The sequence below is a fragment of the Chryseobacterium balustinum genome (assembly GCF_900168205.1).
In the GTDB taxonomy this organism is placed as follows: Bacteria; Bacteroidota; Bacteroidia; order Flavobacteriales; family Weeksellaceae; genus Chryseobacterium; species Chryseobacterium balustinum.
This window is the reverse complement of the sequence record NZ_FUZE01000029.1, coordinates 1-16,503: the sequence shown is the minus strand read 5'-3', so window position 1 is coordinate 16,503 and position 16,503 is coordinate 1. Positions and strand designations below refer to the sequence as shown.

At 32.3% G+C, this 16,503-nt stretch carries 14 protein-coding genes and 1 tRNA gene; 8 read left to right on the top strand and 7 right to left on the bottom strand.

Translation table 11 applies throughout. The annotated features are described in order from the left end of the window. Positions 1 to 19: 19 nt before the first annotated feature. From B5X64_RS20330 to B5X64_RS20320, 3 genes are all read right to left on the bottom strand, one after another. A complete protein-coding gene (locus B5X64_RS20330) occupies positions 20 to 1,042 on the bottom strand; it encodes a helix-turn-helix transcriptional regulator (RefSeq protein WP_079466962.1) in 1,023 nt (340 codons plus the stop codon). A 124-nt stretch (positions 1,043 to 1,166) separates the two neighbouring features. Next, positions 1,167 to 1,499 carry a HopJ type III effector protein gene (locus B5X64_RS20325; RefSeq protein ID WP_079466961.1) on the bottom strand — a complete coding sequence of 111 codons (333 nt, stop codon included), beginning with the start codon at positions 1,497 to 1,499 and terminating at the stop codon, positions 1,167 to 1,169. 11 nt (positions 1,500 to 1,510) lie between these two features. Then, a complete protein-coding gene (locus B5X64_RS20320; protein ID WP_079466960.1) occupies positions 1,511 to 1,984 on the bottom strand; it encodes a hypothetical protein in 474 nt (157 codons plus the stop codon). Positions 1,985 to 2,225: 241 nt separating this feature from the next. Here B5X64_RS20320 and B5X64_RS20315 point away from each other — a divergent pair, with 241 nt between their 5' ends. The 3 genes from B5X64_RS20315 to B5X64_RS20310 all read left to right on the top strand — a co-directional run bounded on the left by B5X64_RS20315 (position 2,226) and on the right by B5X64_RS20310 (position 5,739). Further along, positions 2,226 to 3,611 (top strand): RtcB family protein, encoded by a 1,386-nt coding sequence (locus tag B5X64_RS20315; protein WP_079466959.1) that lies wholly within the window; start codon positions 2,226 to 2,228, stop codon positions 3,609 to 3,611. Between the two features lie 24 nt (positions 3,612 to 3,635). Then, positions 3,636 to 3,743 (top strand) — tRNA-OTHER (locus B5X64_RS22895). 244 nt (positions 3,744 to 3,987) lie between these two features. Further along, complete coding sequence (locus B5X64_RS20310; RefSeq protein ID WP_079466958.1) at positions 3,988 to 5,739, top strand: hypothetical protein; 1,752 nt, start codon at positions 3,988 to 3,990, stop codon at positions 5,737 to 5,739. Positions 5,740 to 6,053: 314 nt separating this feature from the next. Here the strand turns inward: B5X64_RS20310 and cobC are convergent, their stop codons facing one another. From cobC to cobT, 3 genes are read right to left on the bottom strand one after another with little or no spacing between them, the layout of a single operon-like run. Next, positions 6,054 to 6,608, bottom strand: a complete 555-nt coding sequence (gene cobC, locus B5X64_RS20305; RefSeq protein ID WP_079466957.1) for an alpha-ribazole phosphatase — start codon at positions 6,606 to 6,608, stop codon at positions 6,054 to 6,056. Continuing rightward, positions 6,593 to 7,375 carry an adenosylcobinamide-GDP ribazoletransferase gene (locus B5X64_RS20300; RefSeq protein WP_079466956.1) on the bottom strand — a complete coding sequence of 261 codons (783 nt, stop codon included), beginning with the start codon at positions 7,373 to 7,375 and terminating at the stop codon, positions 6,593 to 6,595. Before B5X64_RS20300 ends, cobC begins: the two co-directional genes overlap by 16 nt. Continuing rightward, a complete protein-coding gene (cobT, locus tag B5X64_RS20295; protein WP_079466955.1) occupies positions 7,376 to 8,380 on the bottom strand; it encodes a nicotinate-nucleotide--dimethylbenzimidazole phosphoribosyltransferase in 1,005 nt (334 codons plus the stop codon). 397 nt (positions 8,381 to 8,777) lie between these two features. Here cobT and B5X64_RS20285 point away from each other — a divergent pair, with 397 nt between their 5' ends. Together B5X64_RS20285 and B5X64_RS20280 are read left to right on the top strand one after the other, a co-directional pair. Continuing rightward, positions 8,778 to 9,527, top strand: coding sequence for a nucleotidyltransferase domain-containing protein (locus tag B5X64_RS20285; RefSeq protein ID WP_079466953.1), 750 nt, complete (start codon positions 8,778 to 8,780; stop codon positions 9,525 to 9,527). A gap of 6 nt (positions 9,528 to 9,533) precedes the next feature. After that, positions 9,534 to 10,628 (top strand): nucleotidyltransferase domain-containing protein, encoded by a 1,095-nt coding sequence (locus B5X64_RS20280; RefSeq protein WP_079466952.1) that lies wholly within the window; start codon positions 9,534 to 9,536, stop codon positions 10,626 to 10,628. Between the two features lie 73 nt (positions 10,629 to 10,701). On the opposite strand, the gene B5X64_RS20275 is transcribed toward B5X64_RS20280, so the two are convergent. Then, the gene (locus tag B5X64_RS20275; protein WP_066680898.1) at positions 10,702 to 11,136 is read right to left on the bottom strand and encodes a cold-shock protein; all 435 of its coding nucleotides are present in this window, start codon (positions 11,134 to 11,136) and stop codon (positions 10,702 to 10,704) included. A gap of 702 nt (positions 11,137 to 11,838) precedes the next feature. Between B5X64_RS20275 and B5X64_RS20270 the strand changes: the two genes are divergently transcribed. From B5X64_RS20270 to B5X64_RS20260, 3 genes are all read left to right on the top strand, one after another. Then, positions 11,839 to 12,270 (top strand): MarR family winged helix-turn-helix transcriptional regulator, encoded by a 432-nt coding sequence (locus B5X64_RS20270; protein WP_066679790.1) that lies wholly within the window; start codon positions 11,839 to 11,841, stop codon positions 12,268 to 12,270. 97 nt (positions 12,271 to 12,367) lie between these two features. Beyond that, positions 12,368 to 14,791, top strand: coding sequence for a TonB-dependent receptor domain-containing protein (locus B5X64_RS20265; protein WP_079466951.1), 2,424 nt, complete (start codon positions 12,368 to 12,370; stop codon positions 14,789 to 14,791). A gap of 215 nt (positions 14,792 to 15,006) precedes the next feature. Further along, positions 15,007 to 16,446, top strand: a complete 1,440-nt coding sequence (locus B5X64_RS20260; RefSeq protein ID WP_123920934.1) for a YobI family P-loop NTPase — start codon at positions 15,007 to 15,009, stop codon at positions 16,444 to 16,446. Positions 16,447 to 16,503 lie beyond the last annotated feature (57 nt).

The following is a 16,503-nucleotide window of genomic DNA, read 5'->3' as shown; positions in this document are numbered from 1 at the left end:
ATTTTTTAATTATGTAAAATTACAATTCTTCAGTCATTGTATTTTGAATCTGATAATTTGAATGAGCAATGCTAATACTTTTAGCGATTCTCTGTTTCAGTTTTATCGGACCTAAAACCGTTAAAAACTCTCCCATTCCTAAAATCATTCGCTCCAGTTCAAAATTGAGCTGTACACAAATTTTAAAAGTCGTTCCATTTTCATCTTCTTTAATAATTTCCTGGGAATGATGAAATGGTTTGGTTTTAACGTAAGGAGCGTGTTGTGAATTAACAAAAAACACAACATTTTGAGGTCGTTGTGTTTCAGAAACGGTAGCTCCAATCACTTCTCCGAAATAGCGGTCTGCATCAAAATCTTTATCGATATATTCCGTATTATCGTCTGTTTCAATGGAAATCATTCGGTCTAAAGCCAAATTGTAAATCGCTTTTTTGTGCCAACAAATCAAAAACCAACGGTTGTTATATTCTTTCAGCAATTGGGGATGAACCGTTAAAATATTTTCTTCTCTTGCCTTAAAACTTTTATAGCAAATCTTTAAAACCTTTTTATTTAAAATATTTTCATACAACACATCAATATGCTCCAAACCTTTCAACTGTTCATTTTTATCTAAATGAATAATCGATTTTTGGCTGGTAGAATGGATAGAATCTTCCAACTTCTGAATCACACCATTCATTTCCTTGAACATCGAAAAATCTTTGAACTGCTTTAAGATCTGTATCGCATTATTCATCGCTTTCAGATCATTTTCGTTCACCGAAATATTGTGAATGCTGTAATCGGGATCGCTGTAACGATAATATTTTCTTTCGTAAACTTCAATTGGCGCTTCATAGCCAAACTTTTCGCTTCGCATATTTTGAAGATCGAGCTGCACTGTTCTTTTGCTTACAAAAGATTCTTTCCCTTCAAATTCAAATAACGCTTCAGAACATTCGTCAATTAAATCTTCCAAAGTGTATTGTTTGTATTTATTCTTCAAACATTTGTCTAAAGTTTTATAGCGAATCAGAGCGTTTTTGTTGGATGACATATATTAGGTTGAGGCTAAGATTAAGTTTAAGACTAGATCAATTAAAATTCCCCTCCTTTGGAGGGGTGGCGAAAATTCGTAGAATTTTTGACGGGGTGGTTTAAACGTATTCCCTATCTGTCTACTATTTTCTCGTCAAAGCCTTTCCTTCAAAAGAAATACCTTCCCAACCGAATTCCATAAAGTTTCTGATATTCTGATGATCTGTTCCTTCAGGATTTTGCAAAACGTCTTTTCTGTAAAACTCTCCGAAAAGATTCAGTGTTTCTTCTTTTGACAAATCATTCAATTTTGCAAAACTGAAAACTTTGCAAGAACCATTGTTTTGATCTGCTTCATTTACGGTATTTCCGTTGGTAAATCTTGTTGGGGTAAACTCGTAATGTTCATCAATAAATGCAATAACATCTGGAAATTGAATTTCCTCCGCTGATTTTTCTAATTGTTCAAATAACATAATTTTTTATTTTATATTTTTATTAATTGTTTATCTTCTAAGCTTAAATTTTCTAACCTAATTTCTATATTGCTATAAATACCAGGCGTAGTTTGAAATTCTATAAAAACATCTTGATTAAATGAATGCAAATTGAGCTTATATAATTTAGGAATTTGCGCCGTAGGAAACTGTTCTTTATAAATATCTTCGCGATGGGTCAAAATAACCAAACATTTGTACCATTTTAAATTTTGAAATTCTGAGTAGCCAAAAATGAAAAGAGCATCCTCTAAAATGTAAACATCGGCTTTATTAAACCTGAAATCGTGATTTCTTTTTCCAGTAGCAAAACAAAAACAACGGATATCTTTTAGTTCTTTCGTTATTATCACCTTACTTTCTAAAAGTTGTCTGTTCAGCTTTTTGATAGAATCTGACTTTTGCCAAAAAACCAATACAACAAAGCCAAAAAATAAAATGAATGTCAAAATTGGGAATAGCATAACACAATTTTTCTCAAAAATAATTAAAATAAATTAATCTGCGCAAAAAGATTGCACACTTGTGCTTTTACTTTGCCTCAACAAAATGACAAAGCAGTAATAAAAAGTCGAATCTTTCGCAGCCCGACTTGAACGGAGCTCTTTTTACGAAACGAAGTGAAGTAAAAAAGCGGGAGTGGAAGGCGGAAAAGCTGCCCAAACCTAAAAAAGTGATTAGACAAAGTCAAATAAAAACAAAAATATGAATACAATTACAGGAAATGAATTGATCGCTTTAGGATACAGACCGGGAAAATGGTTTGCAGAAGCATTAGAATATATCAACGAAAATCAATTGGACGAAAATCAAATCTCTGAATATTTGGAGCAATTCAAATCTCCGGAACCAATTCCGTTACATGCTGAACCGAAAGATTTCATCATCAACATCAGAGCGGAACACGAAAATGAAGTTGATAACGTAGAAAAAGTAATCAATACGATGAAAGTTTTGATGAAAACGCCAACGTTGATTGACGGCGCCATTATGCCCGATGCTTGTCCGACAGGACCGGAAGGACATATTCCGGTAGGCGGAGTTGTTGTCGCGAAAAATGCGATTCATCCAGGATTTCATAGCGCAGATATTTGCTGTTCCGTTATGTTAACCGATTTTGGGAAAGTTAATCCTAAAGAAGTTTTGGATGTAGCCCACTCAATCACCCATTTCGGATACGGAGGAAGACCCAGAGGTGAGCAAATGGAAATGTCTCAGGAATTGATGGATGCTTTCAGAGAAAATGAGTTTTTGAATGATGAAAAATTAATCAGTATTGCCCGTTCTCATATGGGAACTCAAGGTGACGGAAACCATTTTTTATTTGTCGGAGTTTCTAAAAACACAGGAAACACAATGTTGGTGACTCATCATGGGTCGAGAGCTCCCGGAGCGATGTTGTACGATAAAGGAATGAAAGTTGCGAATAGATTCAGACAGGAAATTTCGCCAGAAACTTTGAGAGAAAATGCATGGATTCCGTATGAAACCGAAGAAGGAAAGCAATATTGGGAAGCTTTGCAATTGATAAGAAACTGGACGAAAGAAAACCATGAATCGATTCATAACGCGACTTTAGAAAAATTAAATATCGAAAAACAAAACAGATATTGGAACGAACATAATTTTGTATTCAGAGACGGAGATTTATTCTATCACGCAAAAGGAGCCACTCCGCTGGACGATAAATTTTTGCCGGATATTACTGGACCGAGATTGATTCCGCTGAATATGTCGGAACCTGTTTTGATTGTTAAAGGAACAACCAATGAAAGAAATCTTGGATTTGCACCACACGGAGCAGGAAGAAATTTCAGCAGAACGCAGCATAAAAAGTCTCTGGCTCATAAAACGATTGAAGAAATTTTTGAAGAAGAAACAAAAGGTTTGGATATCAGATTTTTCACCAATGATATTGATATTTCTGAATTACCGAGTGCTTATAAAAGTGCGAAAAACGTGAGAGCTCAGATTGAAGAATACGGATTGTGTGAAGTATTGGATGAAGTGATGCCTTACGGATGTATTATGGCAGGAGATGTACAGAAAAATGCGCCTTGGAAAAAGAAGAAGAAATTTAGAAAAGCTTAAATTTTCTAAAATTTCATAATGGTGGGAACAGTAGCTCAGATGGTAGAGCAACAGGATTACTTTTCGCTTACGGCAAATAAAGTTCCTATGAATTAAGTTTGTTGGTCGCAGGTTCGAGCCCTGCCTGTTCCTCAAAATATTGAAAATGTTTATATTCAACAATTAATTATTTTCATTTATCAAAAAATTAAGGCAAAGAAAGTTCCTATTGATTTCCCACATTTACTTTCCGCCTTTTTACAAATTACGAGGCAAAGGGAGTTCCTATATTTGGATAATTACTCCCCGCCTTTTATAAAACTATAGGTAAAAGGAGTTCCTATATATTTCACTTAAAAGAACATACTCCTCACTTATTTTTTTAAAATTAAAAACAATGAAAACATTAAAATTATTCAACGCTGTATTGGCAAGAAAATCTAATGACAAGCCATTTATTTCAGATGAAGGTTTTATCATTGAGTCTGATGCACTTTGGGCTAAAAAAGAAATTATTTCTTATTATTCAAAAGAAAAACTAAATGGAAATGATTTAAACAAAACCTTTCATAAATCGTGGCAGAAAATTAAAGAAAGCTCTAGAATTGAATTATTGATCGAACAAATCAATCATTATATTTCAACATATGGAAGTGATTTTCAAAATGAAATTTATATCCCTAAAGAAGTGTTGAATGTTCCTGATTTGAAGCTAAATTTCAAAGTAATTAAAGCCTATACTCAAGAAGAAATGCAGGAAAAATGTCTTTCTCTTTTGAAATCTGGTATTGCTTTGAAAGAGGAAACAATTGATGACCTGCTTTATATTTTGCATACCGAACTGGAATATGATTTTACAGGAAAAGAAAATATCCGAAACAAGGAAGCAATGATAAAAATTGCCGACCGATACGATATTTATCCTGAAAATCCCGTTGAATTTTTCCGCTATGTAATTTATAAAACAACCAGAACAACGCTTTTGATCAAAAGCAATGATTTAATAGATGATATCAAGAAAAGTAAATTTAATCCAACTTATCTGTTTGAAAACTTCGGGTTGGAAAAAATGGCGGAAATCTTTAACCGATTCAAGCCTTTGTTTTTAGCTTATAAAAACAGAGCGCCAAAAACGATTAATAAAATTTCAAAACTGTCAAAAATTCATCATCAACCGTTAATTTCAAATCCATTAAACAATGCTACTAATATTCTGTTGGAAAACAGCGATTTACATTGGTTAGAAAATACCACACCTTTTGCTTTGTTTAAAGCTTTATCGGCTTGTTATTCTAGAATGTATGGTCAGAATACTTTTGTATACAGAATCAGAAACGGAAAATCCTGGACAAAGAGAGGAACTGCTACTTCTGTGAATGAATTAAATTATGATTTTATCTTAAATTATTTAAAATCAAAATATAATCTTTCTGAAAAGAAATTCTATTTCCCTAAAGATGTAGCATTTGGTTTACCTACTTCTGAGAAAATGTTTGTTGGAAATATTCCGACCGGAACAAGGTTTTATGGAGAAAGACTGGCTATCGGAATTTATTGGGAAGATGCTTGGGGAGCCAATGACCTTGACCTTTCCGGATTGAATATCGCAGGAAAGATCGGCTGGAATGCGGCTTATGATCAAGATAACGGACAATTGATGTATTCCGGAGATATGACTTCTGCTCCAAATGGTGCTGTAGAATATCTTTATACCAACAAATATTTAAATACTCCAACGCTTGTAATGAATAGTGTTTTCTCGGGAGATGCTAATTGTGGTTATAAAATCGTTATCGGAAAAGGAGATGATATTTCCTATGATTATATGATGAATCCTAACAATCTTTTTGCGGAAACTAAGTGTAACTCAGTTCAGAAGCAGACAATTTTAGGAATGTTACTTCCAAAAGATGGAAAACAATGTTTTGTATTATTAAATTTCGGAGCAGGAAACTCTCATGTTTCAGGAACTTCTGAAGTTTCTTCGATGGCGACGAATGCGTTGTATCAGCAATGGTATGAATCGATTTCTTTCAATCATTTGATAGAAAAACTGGGCGCAATCATCACTTCAGAAAAAGAAGAAGCAGACTTTGATTTCTCTTTAGAAACATTGGAAAAAGATAGTTTTACCAAAATTTTCAAATAATATTTTGCTATCATTTTGAGTGAAAAATCTTGAAATGATGGCTTTGTTTTAAAAATAATTATTTTTCTTTCGTCTTAATACAGAAGAAACAAAATCGTTACGTTAAGAATTCAAAGTTATTTATACAAAGAGAATTTTATCTTCGATAAAATCTTTGAGCCTTAAAAACGGAATGAATTAAAAAACTTTGCGTCTTTGCGTTTCACCAAAGAACCAAACATTAGAGTTTAATTTTTTTCTCTAGCAGATTTAGCAAATTAAGCAGATTTTATTAAATGTAATTATCTGCGAAATCAAACTAATCTGTGAGAGAATTATATATTAATATTCTTAATTGAAATCAAACCATCTTTCACATCAATTACAGTTCTTTTTCCATAATCAATTTGAATATTAAACATATTTTCCAAAGGGAATTTGAGAATAGACTGAAGGATTAACCGAATGACTCCAGCATGAGTGACAATTAAAATTTTGTTGATGTCTTTTTTAGAAATCAATTCATTCCAAAACTCAGAAACCCGGTTTTGCATTTCTAATAAATTTTCACCGTTTGTTGCTTTTACATTGATAAAATCTTCATACCAAGGATTAATTTCTTCTTTCGGAATTTCTGTCCATTTTTTCATTTCCCAGTCTCCGAAATTCATTTCTTTAATTCTTTTATCAGTTTGATAATTCAACTGAAAATGCTTTGCCAATGATTGACATCGTTGAGACGGACTCGAAATAATTAAATCAAAATCTGAATCAATTTGAATCGATTTAAAATCTTCAACATAATTTTTATGCAAAGACATTTCGGCAAATCCATAACACAGATTATCCGGATTTTCTACGGCAGTATGACGAATCAGATGAATTTCCATACGATGATTGCTCCTAAATAAAATAAGACTTCACAAACCTGCTGCACCGTTCCCAAACAATCACCTGTATATCCACCGATGTGTTTTTTGAAATACCAACCCAAATATATTTTTCCGATATACGCAAAAAGCAACGCAAAAATCAATCGCCAATCGGGAATTAAAGAAAAAGCCAATAAAACAGCTATAAAACTGATGGCTAAAGACTTTCCGTCTAATGCTTTATTCGCCAATGGTTTTGATTTGCTCACATCAATATCTGTCACATATCGATGCGTATAAATCATTGTTCCTGCAATAAATCGGCTTGAAGTATGAGCAAAAATAATGATGGCTAAAGTTTTCGTTACATCTAAAGTTCCCAATTCTTTAATGCCGAAAAATTTTAGAGCAAACAATAAAATAATGCCAATCGCACCGTAAGCTCCGACACGACTGTCTTTCATAATGGTCATAATTCTTTCTTTACCATAACCACCACCAAAACTGTCGCAAACATCCGTAAATCCGTCTTCATGAAAAGCTCCGGTCAACAAAACACTTATGCTCATCATTAAAACAATAGCAATTTCTAAATTGAAAAGTTGAAAAGAGCCATATAAAACAACTGCATTAATCAATCCAACCAACAATCCAACCCAGGCAAAATACTTTTGAGACTGGTTCATAATTTCATTGGAATAGGGAATTTTAAAAGGAACCGGAATTCTTGTAAAAAACATCAGCGCCGTTGCGAAATAAATCAGTTCATTCTTTACAGCTTTCATTTATTCTTTATTTGAAACATTAGCATCTTCGAAACTCGACATTTCATTTAGAAAATTAACGGCACTTTGAATAATAGGATAAGCTAATGCACAACCTGTTCCCTCGCCTACTCGCAAATTGAGATTCAACAAAGCTTTTTGATTTAATAATTCCAATAATTTGATGTGCGCGTATTCATCGCTGACATGACAGAAAATACAGTTATTAAGGATTTTAGGATTCTGTTTCCAAGCTACCGAAATGGCAACTGTGGCTATAAATCCGTCAATTAAAATCAACATATTTTGCTGGTACGCTTCCTGCATCGCTCCAATCATCTGAGCAATTTCCAATCCTCCGAAAGTTTGGGCAATTTCATCTGCACTTTTTAAATGAGGATATTTTTCTATTGCTTTTGAAAGAATATCAATTTTATTCTGTAGCTGACTATCATTTAAACCTGTTCCTCTTCCAACACAATTTTCAATCGGAATATCAAATAGCTGACTCATCATCAATGAAGAAGCCGACGTATTTCCAATTCCCATTTCACCAAAACCGATGACATTAGAACCGGTTTCTGCAATTTCTTTAACCACAGATTTCCCGTTTTCCAAAGCCTGTTGATATTCTTCATTCGTCATAGCAGGTTCATCCAACATATTTCGGCTCGACTTTCTTACCTTTTTATGAATTAAATTCAATCCTTCAGGAAAATCAAAATTCACTCCTGCATCTACAATTTTTATGTCAATATTATTTTGCTTACAAAAAACATTAATTGCTGCACCGCCACCTAAAAAGTTCATCACCATTTGATAGGTAACCTCTTGTGGATAAGCGCTTACTCCTGCAGTTGCAATTCCATGATCGGCTGCGAAAACAACCATGTAAGGTTTTATTAATTTTGGTGAAGTGGTTTGCTGAACCATACCGATTTTGTGAGCCAGATTTTCTAAAAATCCTAATGCACCTAAAGGTTTTGTTTTGAAATCAATCTTGTGTTGTAATTCGTCTGCTAACATTGATGTATTGTATGTTTTTGCAAATTACTAAAATCTATTTGTTAAACAGATATTTAATTTTCTTTTGTCTTGAAACAAAATAGTAAAGTTGGAAAATCGCAAAGGCGCAAAGACTTTAAATTATACTATGGTTTTTAAGACGCAAGAAAATCAAAGATTTTCAGGAAATGATATTTAAGTTTTAAGGTTTTCACAACTCAATTTTATCACAGACAAAATCCTTGCGCCTTGAAACATAAAGTTTCAAAATAATTTTGTGTCTTTGCGATTTACCAACAACATCAATTATATTTTGAATATAAAAAAAACTCTCAAATCCTCCGACACTAAAATCCAAAACCACAACGCAAAAACATTGCGCACCTCCTTTTTTACTTTGCATTATAAATTAAAAACAATGACAACAAAAATACTAGATAAACTAAAAGAAATAGAGACAACAAGAAATATAGAAATACTTCTTGCCGTAGAATCTGGAAGCCGAGCCTGGGGTTTTGCTTCTCCAGACAGCGATTATGATATACGCTTTATATACCGCCACGAAAAAGATTGGTATCTTTCACCGTGGGATAAAGATGAAACGATAGAATTTATGACCGAAGACGACCTCGACGGTTCCGGATGGGATTTGAGAAAGACTTTTCATCTCTTATTAAAATCGAATGCAGCTTTATTGAGTTGGTTTTACTCTCCTATCGTTTATGTGAAAAATGAAAAATTTTACGACTTATTTAAATCTTTAGCAGATTCTGCTTTTTCACCGATAGCAGTTTCTTACCATTATCTGAGCATGAGCAAAAAATACTTGGAAGCGTGCAGAATCGATGAAGTAAAACTGAAATCTTATTTCTACTGTCTTCGAACTGCTTTGACCGGAAAATGGATATTAGAAAAAGGAACTGTTCCGCCAGTTTTGTTCAGTGAATTATTAGTTTTAGTGGATGATTTTACAAGAGCCAAAATAGAAAATCTGGTTGCCTTAAAAGCCACCAAAGGAGAATCTTATTATCATCCGAATGATTGGGAATTGTTTGCTTTTTTGGAGAAAATGATATCAGATAATGAGGAAAGAGCCAAAAGTTTGAAAGGTGGAAATACGGATAAGGTGGAAATGGAGAAGGTTTTTAGAGAAATATTAATAAATTAGAAAACTATGAAATTAGATTACTTAAACAACAAAAACCTTATTCTCTTCCAATCCATCTCCGGAAGTCGTTCTTTCGGGCTCGCAACGGAAAATTCAGATACAGATATCCGTGGAATTTATTACTTATCGAAAGAAGATTTTTTCGGTTTAAATTATATTCCGCAGATTTCCAATGAGACGAATGACATTACGTATTATGAGATTGGAAGATTTGTAGAATTATTGCAGAAAAACAATCCGAATATTTTGGAAATTTTGGTAAGTCCGGAAGATTGCATTCAAAATAAAAACCCGTTGATGGATTTGCTGAAGCCTGAAGATTTTATTTCCAAATTATGCAAAGATACATTTGCAGGATATGCGATTTCACAAATCAAAAAAGCAAAAGGTCTCAATAAAAAAATCCTTAATCCGATTGATAAAGAAAGAAAGTCAATTCTTGATTTCTGTTATATTTTAGAAAACAACGGTTCAACTCCGTTGAAAAAATGGTTGAGAGAATTCCCCTCCTCTGGAGGGGTGTCCGAAGGACGGGGTGGTTTAATTCAGGAAAAATGTGGATTAGTCAACATCGACAATACCAAAGGAATGTTTGCGCTTTTCTACGATGAATCGGGAGATTTAGGTTACAAAGGAATTATTCAGAACGAAGAAGCCAACCAGGTTTCCGTTTCATCGATCCCGAAAGATGAACAATCTTTGGCGTTTATGTTTTGTAACCTCGACGCCTACTCTACCTATTGTAAAGATTACCGCGATTATTGGAAGTGGGTTTCAGAAAGGAATGAAGACCGTTATAATGTCAATCAAAATCATGGACAAAACTACGACAGCAAAAATATGATGCACACAATTAGATTATTGCAGTCTTGTGAACAGATTTTCAAAACAGGTTCGTTACAAATTCGGGTAGAAAACCGAGAAGAATTGTTAGATATCAAAGCCGGAAATTGGTCGTATGAAAATGTAATGAATAAAGCTGAAGTACTGATTAAATCAATCGAACATCATCATTCAAAGTCTAATCTTCCGTACACACCAGATTTGGAAAAAACAACCAAAATTTTAGTAGAAATAAGAGATTCTTTATACTGTAATTAAAAACAAAAAAGGCTCCGAATCGGAGCCTTTTATATGATATTATCTATCGGGTTTCAATACCAAAACCGAATGATTATTTAACCATTCTGATTTCTACGGCAACAAAACCTTTCGGAGATTTCTCTTTTTCGAAAGATACTTTATTTCCTTTTTTGATAGGTTCCATACAGTTGTTACTGTGGAAGAAAACATTTTCTTTAGAACCGTCTTCTGTAATAAAACCATAACCTTTTTCACTGAAAAATGTTACAATCCCTGTTTTTACCAATTCTTCAGCTTCAATAGGAGCTGCACCCAATTGGATGTTGTTGATATCAAACTCTTCAACATTGCTGTTGTCCGGTGGTGTAGAAGTCAACTGACCGTTTGCATCAACATACATGATCATGTCATCAAGACCTTTACCTTTGTTGTTGACTGTTTTACGCTCTTCTCTTTTCTGAGCTTTTTCTTTTGCTTTCTGAACTTTTTTCTTGAAATTTTCTTTTTTTGAGAAAGAATCCGCCATATATTGTATAAAATTTATTTGTTACGTGCTGATTGTTAAAGATAAAACTTCTTTTTGAAATCTATCTCATTATAACCAAATACTTTTCCCGATTAAATCAGAAAGGTATTCTATTGTTTTTCAGTAATGATAAAAGATTGCCGACACAAGTATTTTCTGAGAATAAATTGAGGCATCTGAAATGTGAAAACTGAGAGAAAAATAAATGTTTTAAACTTTGTCTGAAACAAAAGCTTGAAAACCTTTCTATTAATTGCTTCTGCAAATATACGACAAATATTATTGGGATTCATGCTAAATCTAACTTTTTCATATTCAATAATTTATAAAGTCCTTTTTTCTTCATTAAAATAATGCTTCGTATATGGCATTTTTTTTCACCCATATAAAGATTCAAACAAATTTTACGATGTTTAAGTTATTCAATTATTTCTTTTGCACCTTTTGCGGTAAAATATTTTTGCAAAGAAAATAATAATTAAACTCGTGATGCATTTTAAATCTTGTAAGTAAAACGCCTCTGTATAACTTGAAAACAATCAAATTTTAAAATCCATTGTATGCCTTTACGTTAAATGAAGCATAATTATTAAAAAAGCATATTCATAAAATATTTCTTTCAGGTTGTAACAAAATAAAAAGTTCAATCACTAATTAATTGATATATCAATAATTGATAAATCATTATTAAAAATATTCATTATGGAAAAATTAGATTCAATTATATTTTACAACATCGATAAAGCAATCAGAGCTTACAGAAATTATGCTCAAAGACAGCTAAAACTTCATGGTTTTACCATAACAGTCGACCAATGGCTGATCATAAAAGCAATTCTCGAAAACCCCGGAATCACTCAGAATGAACTTGGAGATCTGGTTTTTAAAGATAATGCGTCAGTAACCAGAATTATCGATTTATTGGTAAAATCGGAATATATAATCCGTACAGTTCACAGCAAAGACCGAAGGAAAACCGATCTTAAAGTAACAGAATCTGGCTTGAAAATCATTAAGGAAGTTCAGAAAATAGTAGAACAAAACAGAAAAATCGCTTTGAACGGTATTTCTCAAGAAGAACTGCAAATCATGTACAATGCATTATTAAAAATTTCAGAAAATACATTGAAGTAGTTGATTGTTTTTAGTTGATGGGTTAAATTCTTAGAAGCAAAAAACTAAAAATATATTTTTTAATATTTCAAAAACATAACTCAAAAAATAAAACACCATGGCACGATTCATCCTATTTATTTTTGTCTGGCTGCTTTCTATTTTCAGCCTCAAAATTTCAGCACAAACCGTTTCACAAACCTATTCACTTTCAGGAAACATCGATTCTGATAAAATCAATCAGGTAGAAATCAATTTGTTTGATTCTGAAAACAAATTGCTAAAAACCGAGGTTACCGATCAAACCGGAAAATTCACATTTAGTAATCTAGCAAACGGAAATTATGTTATTCAAATCAAAAAAAATGATTCTGAAGCGTATAAGTCTGACCTAATTTCTGTAAAAGAAAACACCAACCTTCCCATCATTCATTTAAATGAAAAGACGATTGAAGCTGTGACGATTACCAAAGCAAAACCTTACATCGAGCGGCAGGAAGGAAAAATGATTCTGAACGTAGAAAACAGCATCACGGCAACAGGAACTTCCGCTTTTGAAGTGTTAGAAAAAGCTCCCGGAGTCAATATTGATGGCAGTGACAACATCAGTCTGCGTGGAAAAGGAAATCTTCTCATTCAGATTGATGGTAAAAATACTCCGATGACCGGAACTGATCTTGCCAATTATCTTCGTGGAATTCCATCTTCGAGTGTAGAAAAAGTAGAATTTATTACCAATCCGTCGGCAAAATACGACGCTGCAGGAACTTCAATTATCAATATTAAACTTAAAAAAGACCAACGAAAAGGCACGAACGGAAGTCTTTCTACTTCTTTGGGAACCGGAAAATATATTAAAAACAATAATAATTTCAGCATCAATCACCGCAACAAAAAAGTGAATATTTTTGCGAATTACGGTTTTGCCTACAGAGAATTTTACAACCATCTGGTGTTAGACAGAAACTTTTACAACGACAGTGGAAACTTTGAAAAAGCTTATCTGCAAGACAATTATTTGAAATTTAATTTCAGAAATCATATCGCAAAAGCCGGAATGGATTATTACCTGAATGATAAAAATATCATTGGTTTTTCAGCTGGTTTCGTAAGCAACAGGTTTGATCCGAGAGGTGATAATTCGAGTTTGGTTTTAGGCAGTAATCAGCTTCCTGAAAGTACTTTCACTTCACAAAACCGCTCAAAAGACCACTGGAAAAATGTTTCTTTCAATCTTAATCATAAATATAAAATCGATTCTTTGGGTTCTGAACTGACCACCGATTTCGATTATATCAATTATTCAAATACTTCGCTCCAGAATTTTGATACGAGAAATTATACCATCAACGGAGATCTTAGCAGTTTTGATATTTTAAAAGGTGACATCAACGGAACTCTGAATATTTATTCCTTAAAATCTGATCTGTCTAAAAGCTTAAAAAAGAACTGGAAAATAGAAACCGGAATTAAAACCAGCTTTGTAAAAGCTGATAACGACATGCAGTTTTTCGATGCTACTTCGGGAGTTTCAATAATCGACCAGAACAAGACCAATCATTTCATTTACGAAGAAAACATCAATGCTTTATATGGAAATGTTTCTAAAAAATGGGACAAATTCAGTGCAATATTTGGCTTAAGAGCAGAAAATACCAACGTTACAGGAAATCAAATTACCACCAATCAGGTCAGCAAAAAGAATTATACCCAATTATTTCCGAGTGCTGTTTTTTCTTATGATTTGAGTGAAAAAAATAACATCGAACTGAATTTCAGCAGAAGAATTACAAGACCAAGTTATAATCAGTTGAATCCTTTTAAATTCTATCTCGATCCGACCACTTACAAAGCCGGAAACCCTGATCTGAATCCACAGACCACGATGAATTATGAGTTGACGTACAGCTTGCAAAACAAATATTTTGCAACATTCAGCTACAGCAAAACGTCTGATAATATCACCGATGTTCTGAAACCGACTGTAGAAAACGGCAATATTGTGGTGGTGCAGACCAATGATAATTTAAGTTCGGCATCTTATTTAGGGCTGTATCTCATTGCCCCTGTAAAAGTGACAAAATGGTGGGATATGAACAACAGCGCCAATTTCTATTACGGAAGCTACACCGGAAATATTGCTGATACCTACATTAAAAACCAGGGAAACTTCACATTCAACGTCAACAGCATCAACTCTTTTAAACTTGGAAACGGCTTTACAGCCGAGCTTACAGGAAATTACAGAGCAAGAGAAGTCTATGCTTATATGGATCTGAAACCCAACTGGTATCTGAATATCGGTGCTCAGAAGAAATTTAAAAACAACAGCACTTTGAAGTTTTCATTTAACGATATTTTCTTCACCAGCAATCCTGAAGCAAGAAATGTCTACTCCAATTACATCGAAAATTTTGTGGTCCGTAGAGAAACCCGTGTTGCAACGATTTCTTACACCTATAATTTTGGTTCATCCAAAAACGGACAGCCAAGAAAAACCGGTGGTGCAGATGATTTGAAACAGAGAATTGGGAATGGGTAAGTTATTGTGAATAACAAATAACTGTCATTGCGAGGAACGAAGTGACGAAGCAATCTCATATGATGTTTTTATTTTCATGTAATAATGATATGCAAAAGCCATTGAAATTTTCGGTGGCTTTTATTTTTTCCATATTTTAGTGACAAACTAATAAATACATGTTTAAAAATTTGAAGTCAAAAGCTAAAATACATTATTTCAGCTTTTTAAATAATATGATTCTTTTTTTAGGTAAACAAAAAATCAAACTCGAAAAAGAAGAAAATAAAAACTCTTTAAATCTTGAAGATTTAACACCATTCTTATCAGATAATGACAATAACGAAATTTCCGAAACTTATTTAGACTCTTTAAAATGGGGCGTTCTCAATGACAAAGTAAAAAACATTGCAATTTCAGGGTCATTCGGGACAGGAAAGAGTACAATAATTAATTTATTTAAATACAAAAATCCTCAGTTTAAAACTATTGATGTGAATCTTGGTAAGTTTGAAGAAAAAAATAAACAAACAGAAACGGATATTGAGACTAGCATTGTACAGCAAATTCTTTATTTTGAAAAAAAAGGAAAGCTAAAAGAATCAAGATTTGAAAGAATTACTGTTAAAAAATATGTTTTATTAAAAGCAATATTCTTAATAATATGGATTTACTCAATACTCTATCTTTTTTTTGATAAGATCTATAACAAGTTATTAATCTTCGATTTTAAATTTATTAATTATAATTTTCACGAATTTTTTATTAAAACAATTTTTATTTTAATTTCAGCATTAATAATCAAGAATGTATTTAATCAAATTACCAATTTAAAATTAAACAAGTTAAGTTTTAATGATGCGGAATTTGTTCCAAAAGCCGATGATATTTCTATTATTAACAAACATATCGATGAATTACTATACTTCTTTGAGAAGACAAAAACACAAATAGTTTTTATTGAAGATATTGACAGATTTGAAGACGCTGTAGACGTTTTTATAAAACTTCGTGAATTAAATATTTTAATTAATAATTCCAAAGACATTAATGAAGTTGTAACTTTTGTATATGCTGTAAAAGATGAATTATTTAGTAAAAATAATGAGAAAACAAAATTTTTCGATTTAATAATTCCTATTATTCCTGTCATTGATTATAGCAATTCCAACACACAGTTTCTTAAGAAACTTAGAAAAGATTTTATTGACTCAAACATATTATCAGAAAATATCATTTTTAACATTTCTCCTTATATTAATGATATGAGAACTTTGGTTAATATTATTAACGAATTCAAAGTTTATTATAAGATAAAAACACTTAAAACAAAGTTAGATGCTGAAAAACTTTTTGGCTTCATTATTCTTAAAAACATCTATCCAATAGATTTTAAAGCTCTACAAAATAATTCTGGAATTGTTTATAATATTTTCAATAATAAAAATGAATTGTTAAAATCAGAGATAGAATTGAATAAAAAGGAAATTAAAAATTTACAAATAGAGATTGAAAATTCTGATAATGAAAAGATTAATGACATTCAAACTCTAAGAAAAATCTACATTTTTGAGTTGATGAAATTACTTCCAAATGCTAAACAGATATTGCAAAATGAAATTTCTTTTTTTGACTTAATTGTAAATCGTCAGCAAAAAGTAGACATTAGATATTAAAAAGTTAAGGAGTGTTTTCATAAAAAGAGTAATTTTAATTATGGCAGCACCGAAAAA

Bases quoted from the DNA above. Each gene is read 5' to 3' on its own strand.
- B5X64_RS20330 (WP_079466962.1), bottom strand. From the start codon at position 1,042: ATGTCATCCAACAAAAACGCTCTGATTCGCTATAAAACTTTAGACAAA.
- B5X64_RS20270 (WP_066679790.1), top strand. From the start codon at position 11,839: ATGGAAAAATTAGATTCAATTATATTTTACAACATCGATAAAGCAATC.
- B5X64_RS20285 (WP_079466953.1), top strand. From the start codon at position 8,778: ATGACAACAAAAATACTAGATAAACTAAAAGAAATAGAGACAACAAGA.
- cobC (WP_079466957.1), bottom strand. From the start codon at position 6,608: ATGGAAATTCATCTGATTCGTCATACTGCCGTAGAAAATCCGGATAAT.
- B5X64_RS20265 (WP_079466951.1), top strand. From the start codon at position 12,368: ATGGCACGATTCATCCTATTTATTTTTGTCTGGCTGCTTTCTATTTTC.
- B5X64_RS20320 (WP_079466960.1), bottom strand. From the start codon at position 1,984: ATGCTATTCCCAATTTTGACATTCATTTTATTTTTTGGCTTTGTTGTA.
- B5X64_RS20280 (WP_079466952.1), top strand. From the start codon at position 9,534: ATGAAATTAGATTACTTAAACAACAAAAACCTTATTCTCTTCCAATCC.
- cobT (WP_079466955.1), bottom strand. From the start codon at position 8,380: ATGTTAGCAGACGAATTACAACACAAGATTGATTTCAAAACAAAACCT.
- B5X64_RS20260 (WP_123920934.1), top strand. From the start codon at position 15,007: ATGATTCTTTTTTTAGGTAAACAAAAAATCAAACTCGAAAAAGAAGAA.
- B5X64_RS20325 (WP_079466961.1), bottom strand. From the start codon at position 1,499: ATGTTATTTGAACAATTAGAAAAATCAGCGGAGGAAATTCAATTTCCA.
- B5X64_RS20315 (WP_079466959.1), top strand. From the start codon at position 2,226: ATGAATACAATTACAGGAAATGAATTGATCGCTTTAGGATACAGACCG.
- B5X64_RS20310 (WP_079466958.1), top strand. From the start codon at position 3,988: ATGAAAACATTAAAATTATTCAACGCTGTATTGGCAAGAAAATCTAAT.
- B5X64_RS20300 (WP_079466956.1), bottom strand. From the start codon at position 7,375: ATGAAAGCTGTAAAGAATGAACTGATTTATTTCGCAACGGCGCTGATG.
- B5X64_RS20275 (WP_066680898.1), bottom strand. From the start codon at position 11,136: ATGGCGGATTCTTTCTCAAAAAAAGAAAATTTCAAGAAAAAAGTTCAG.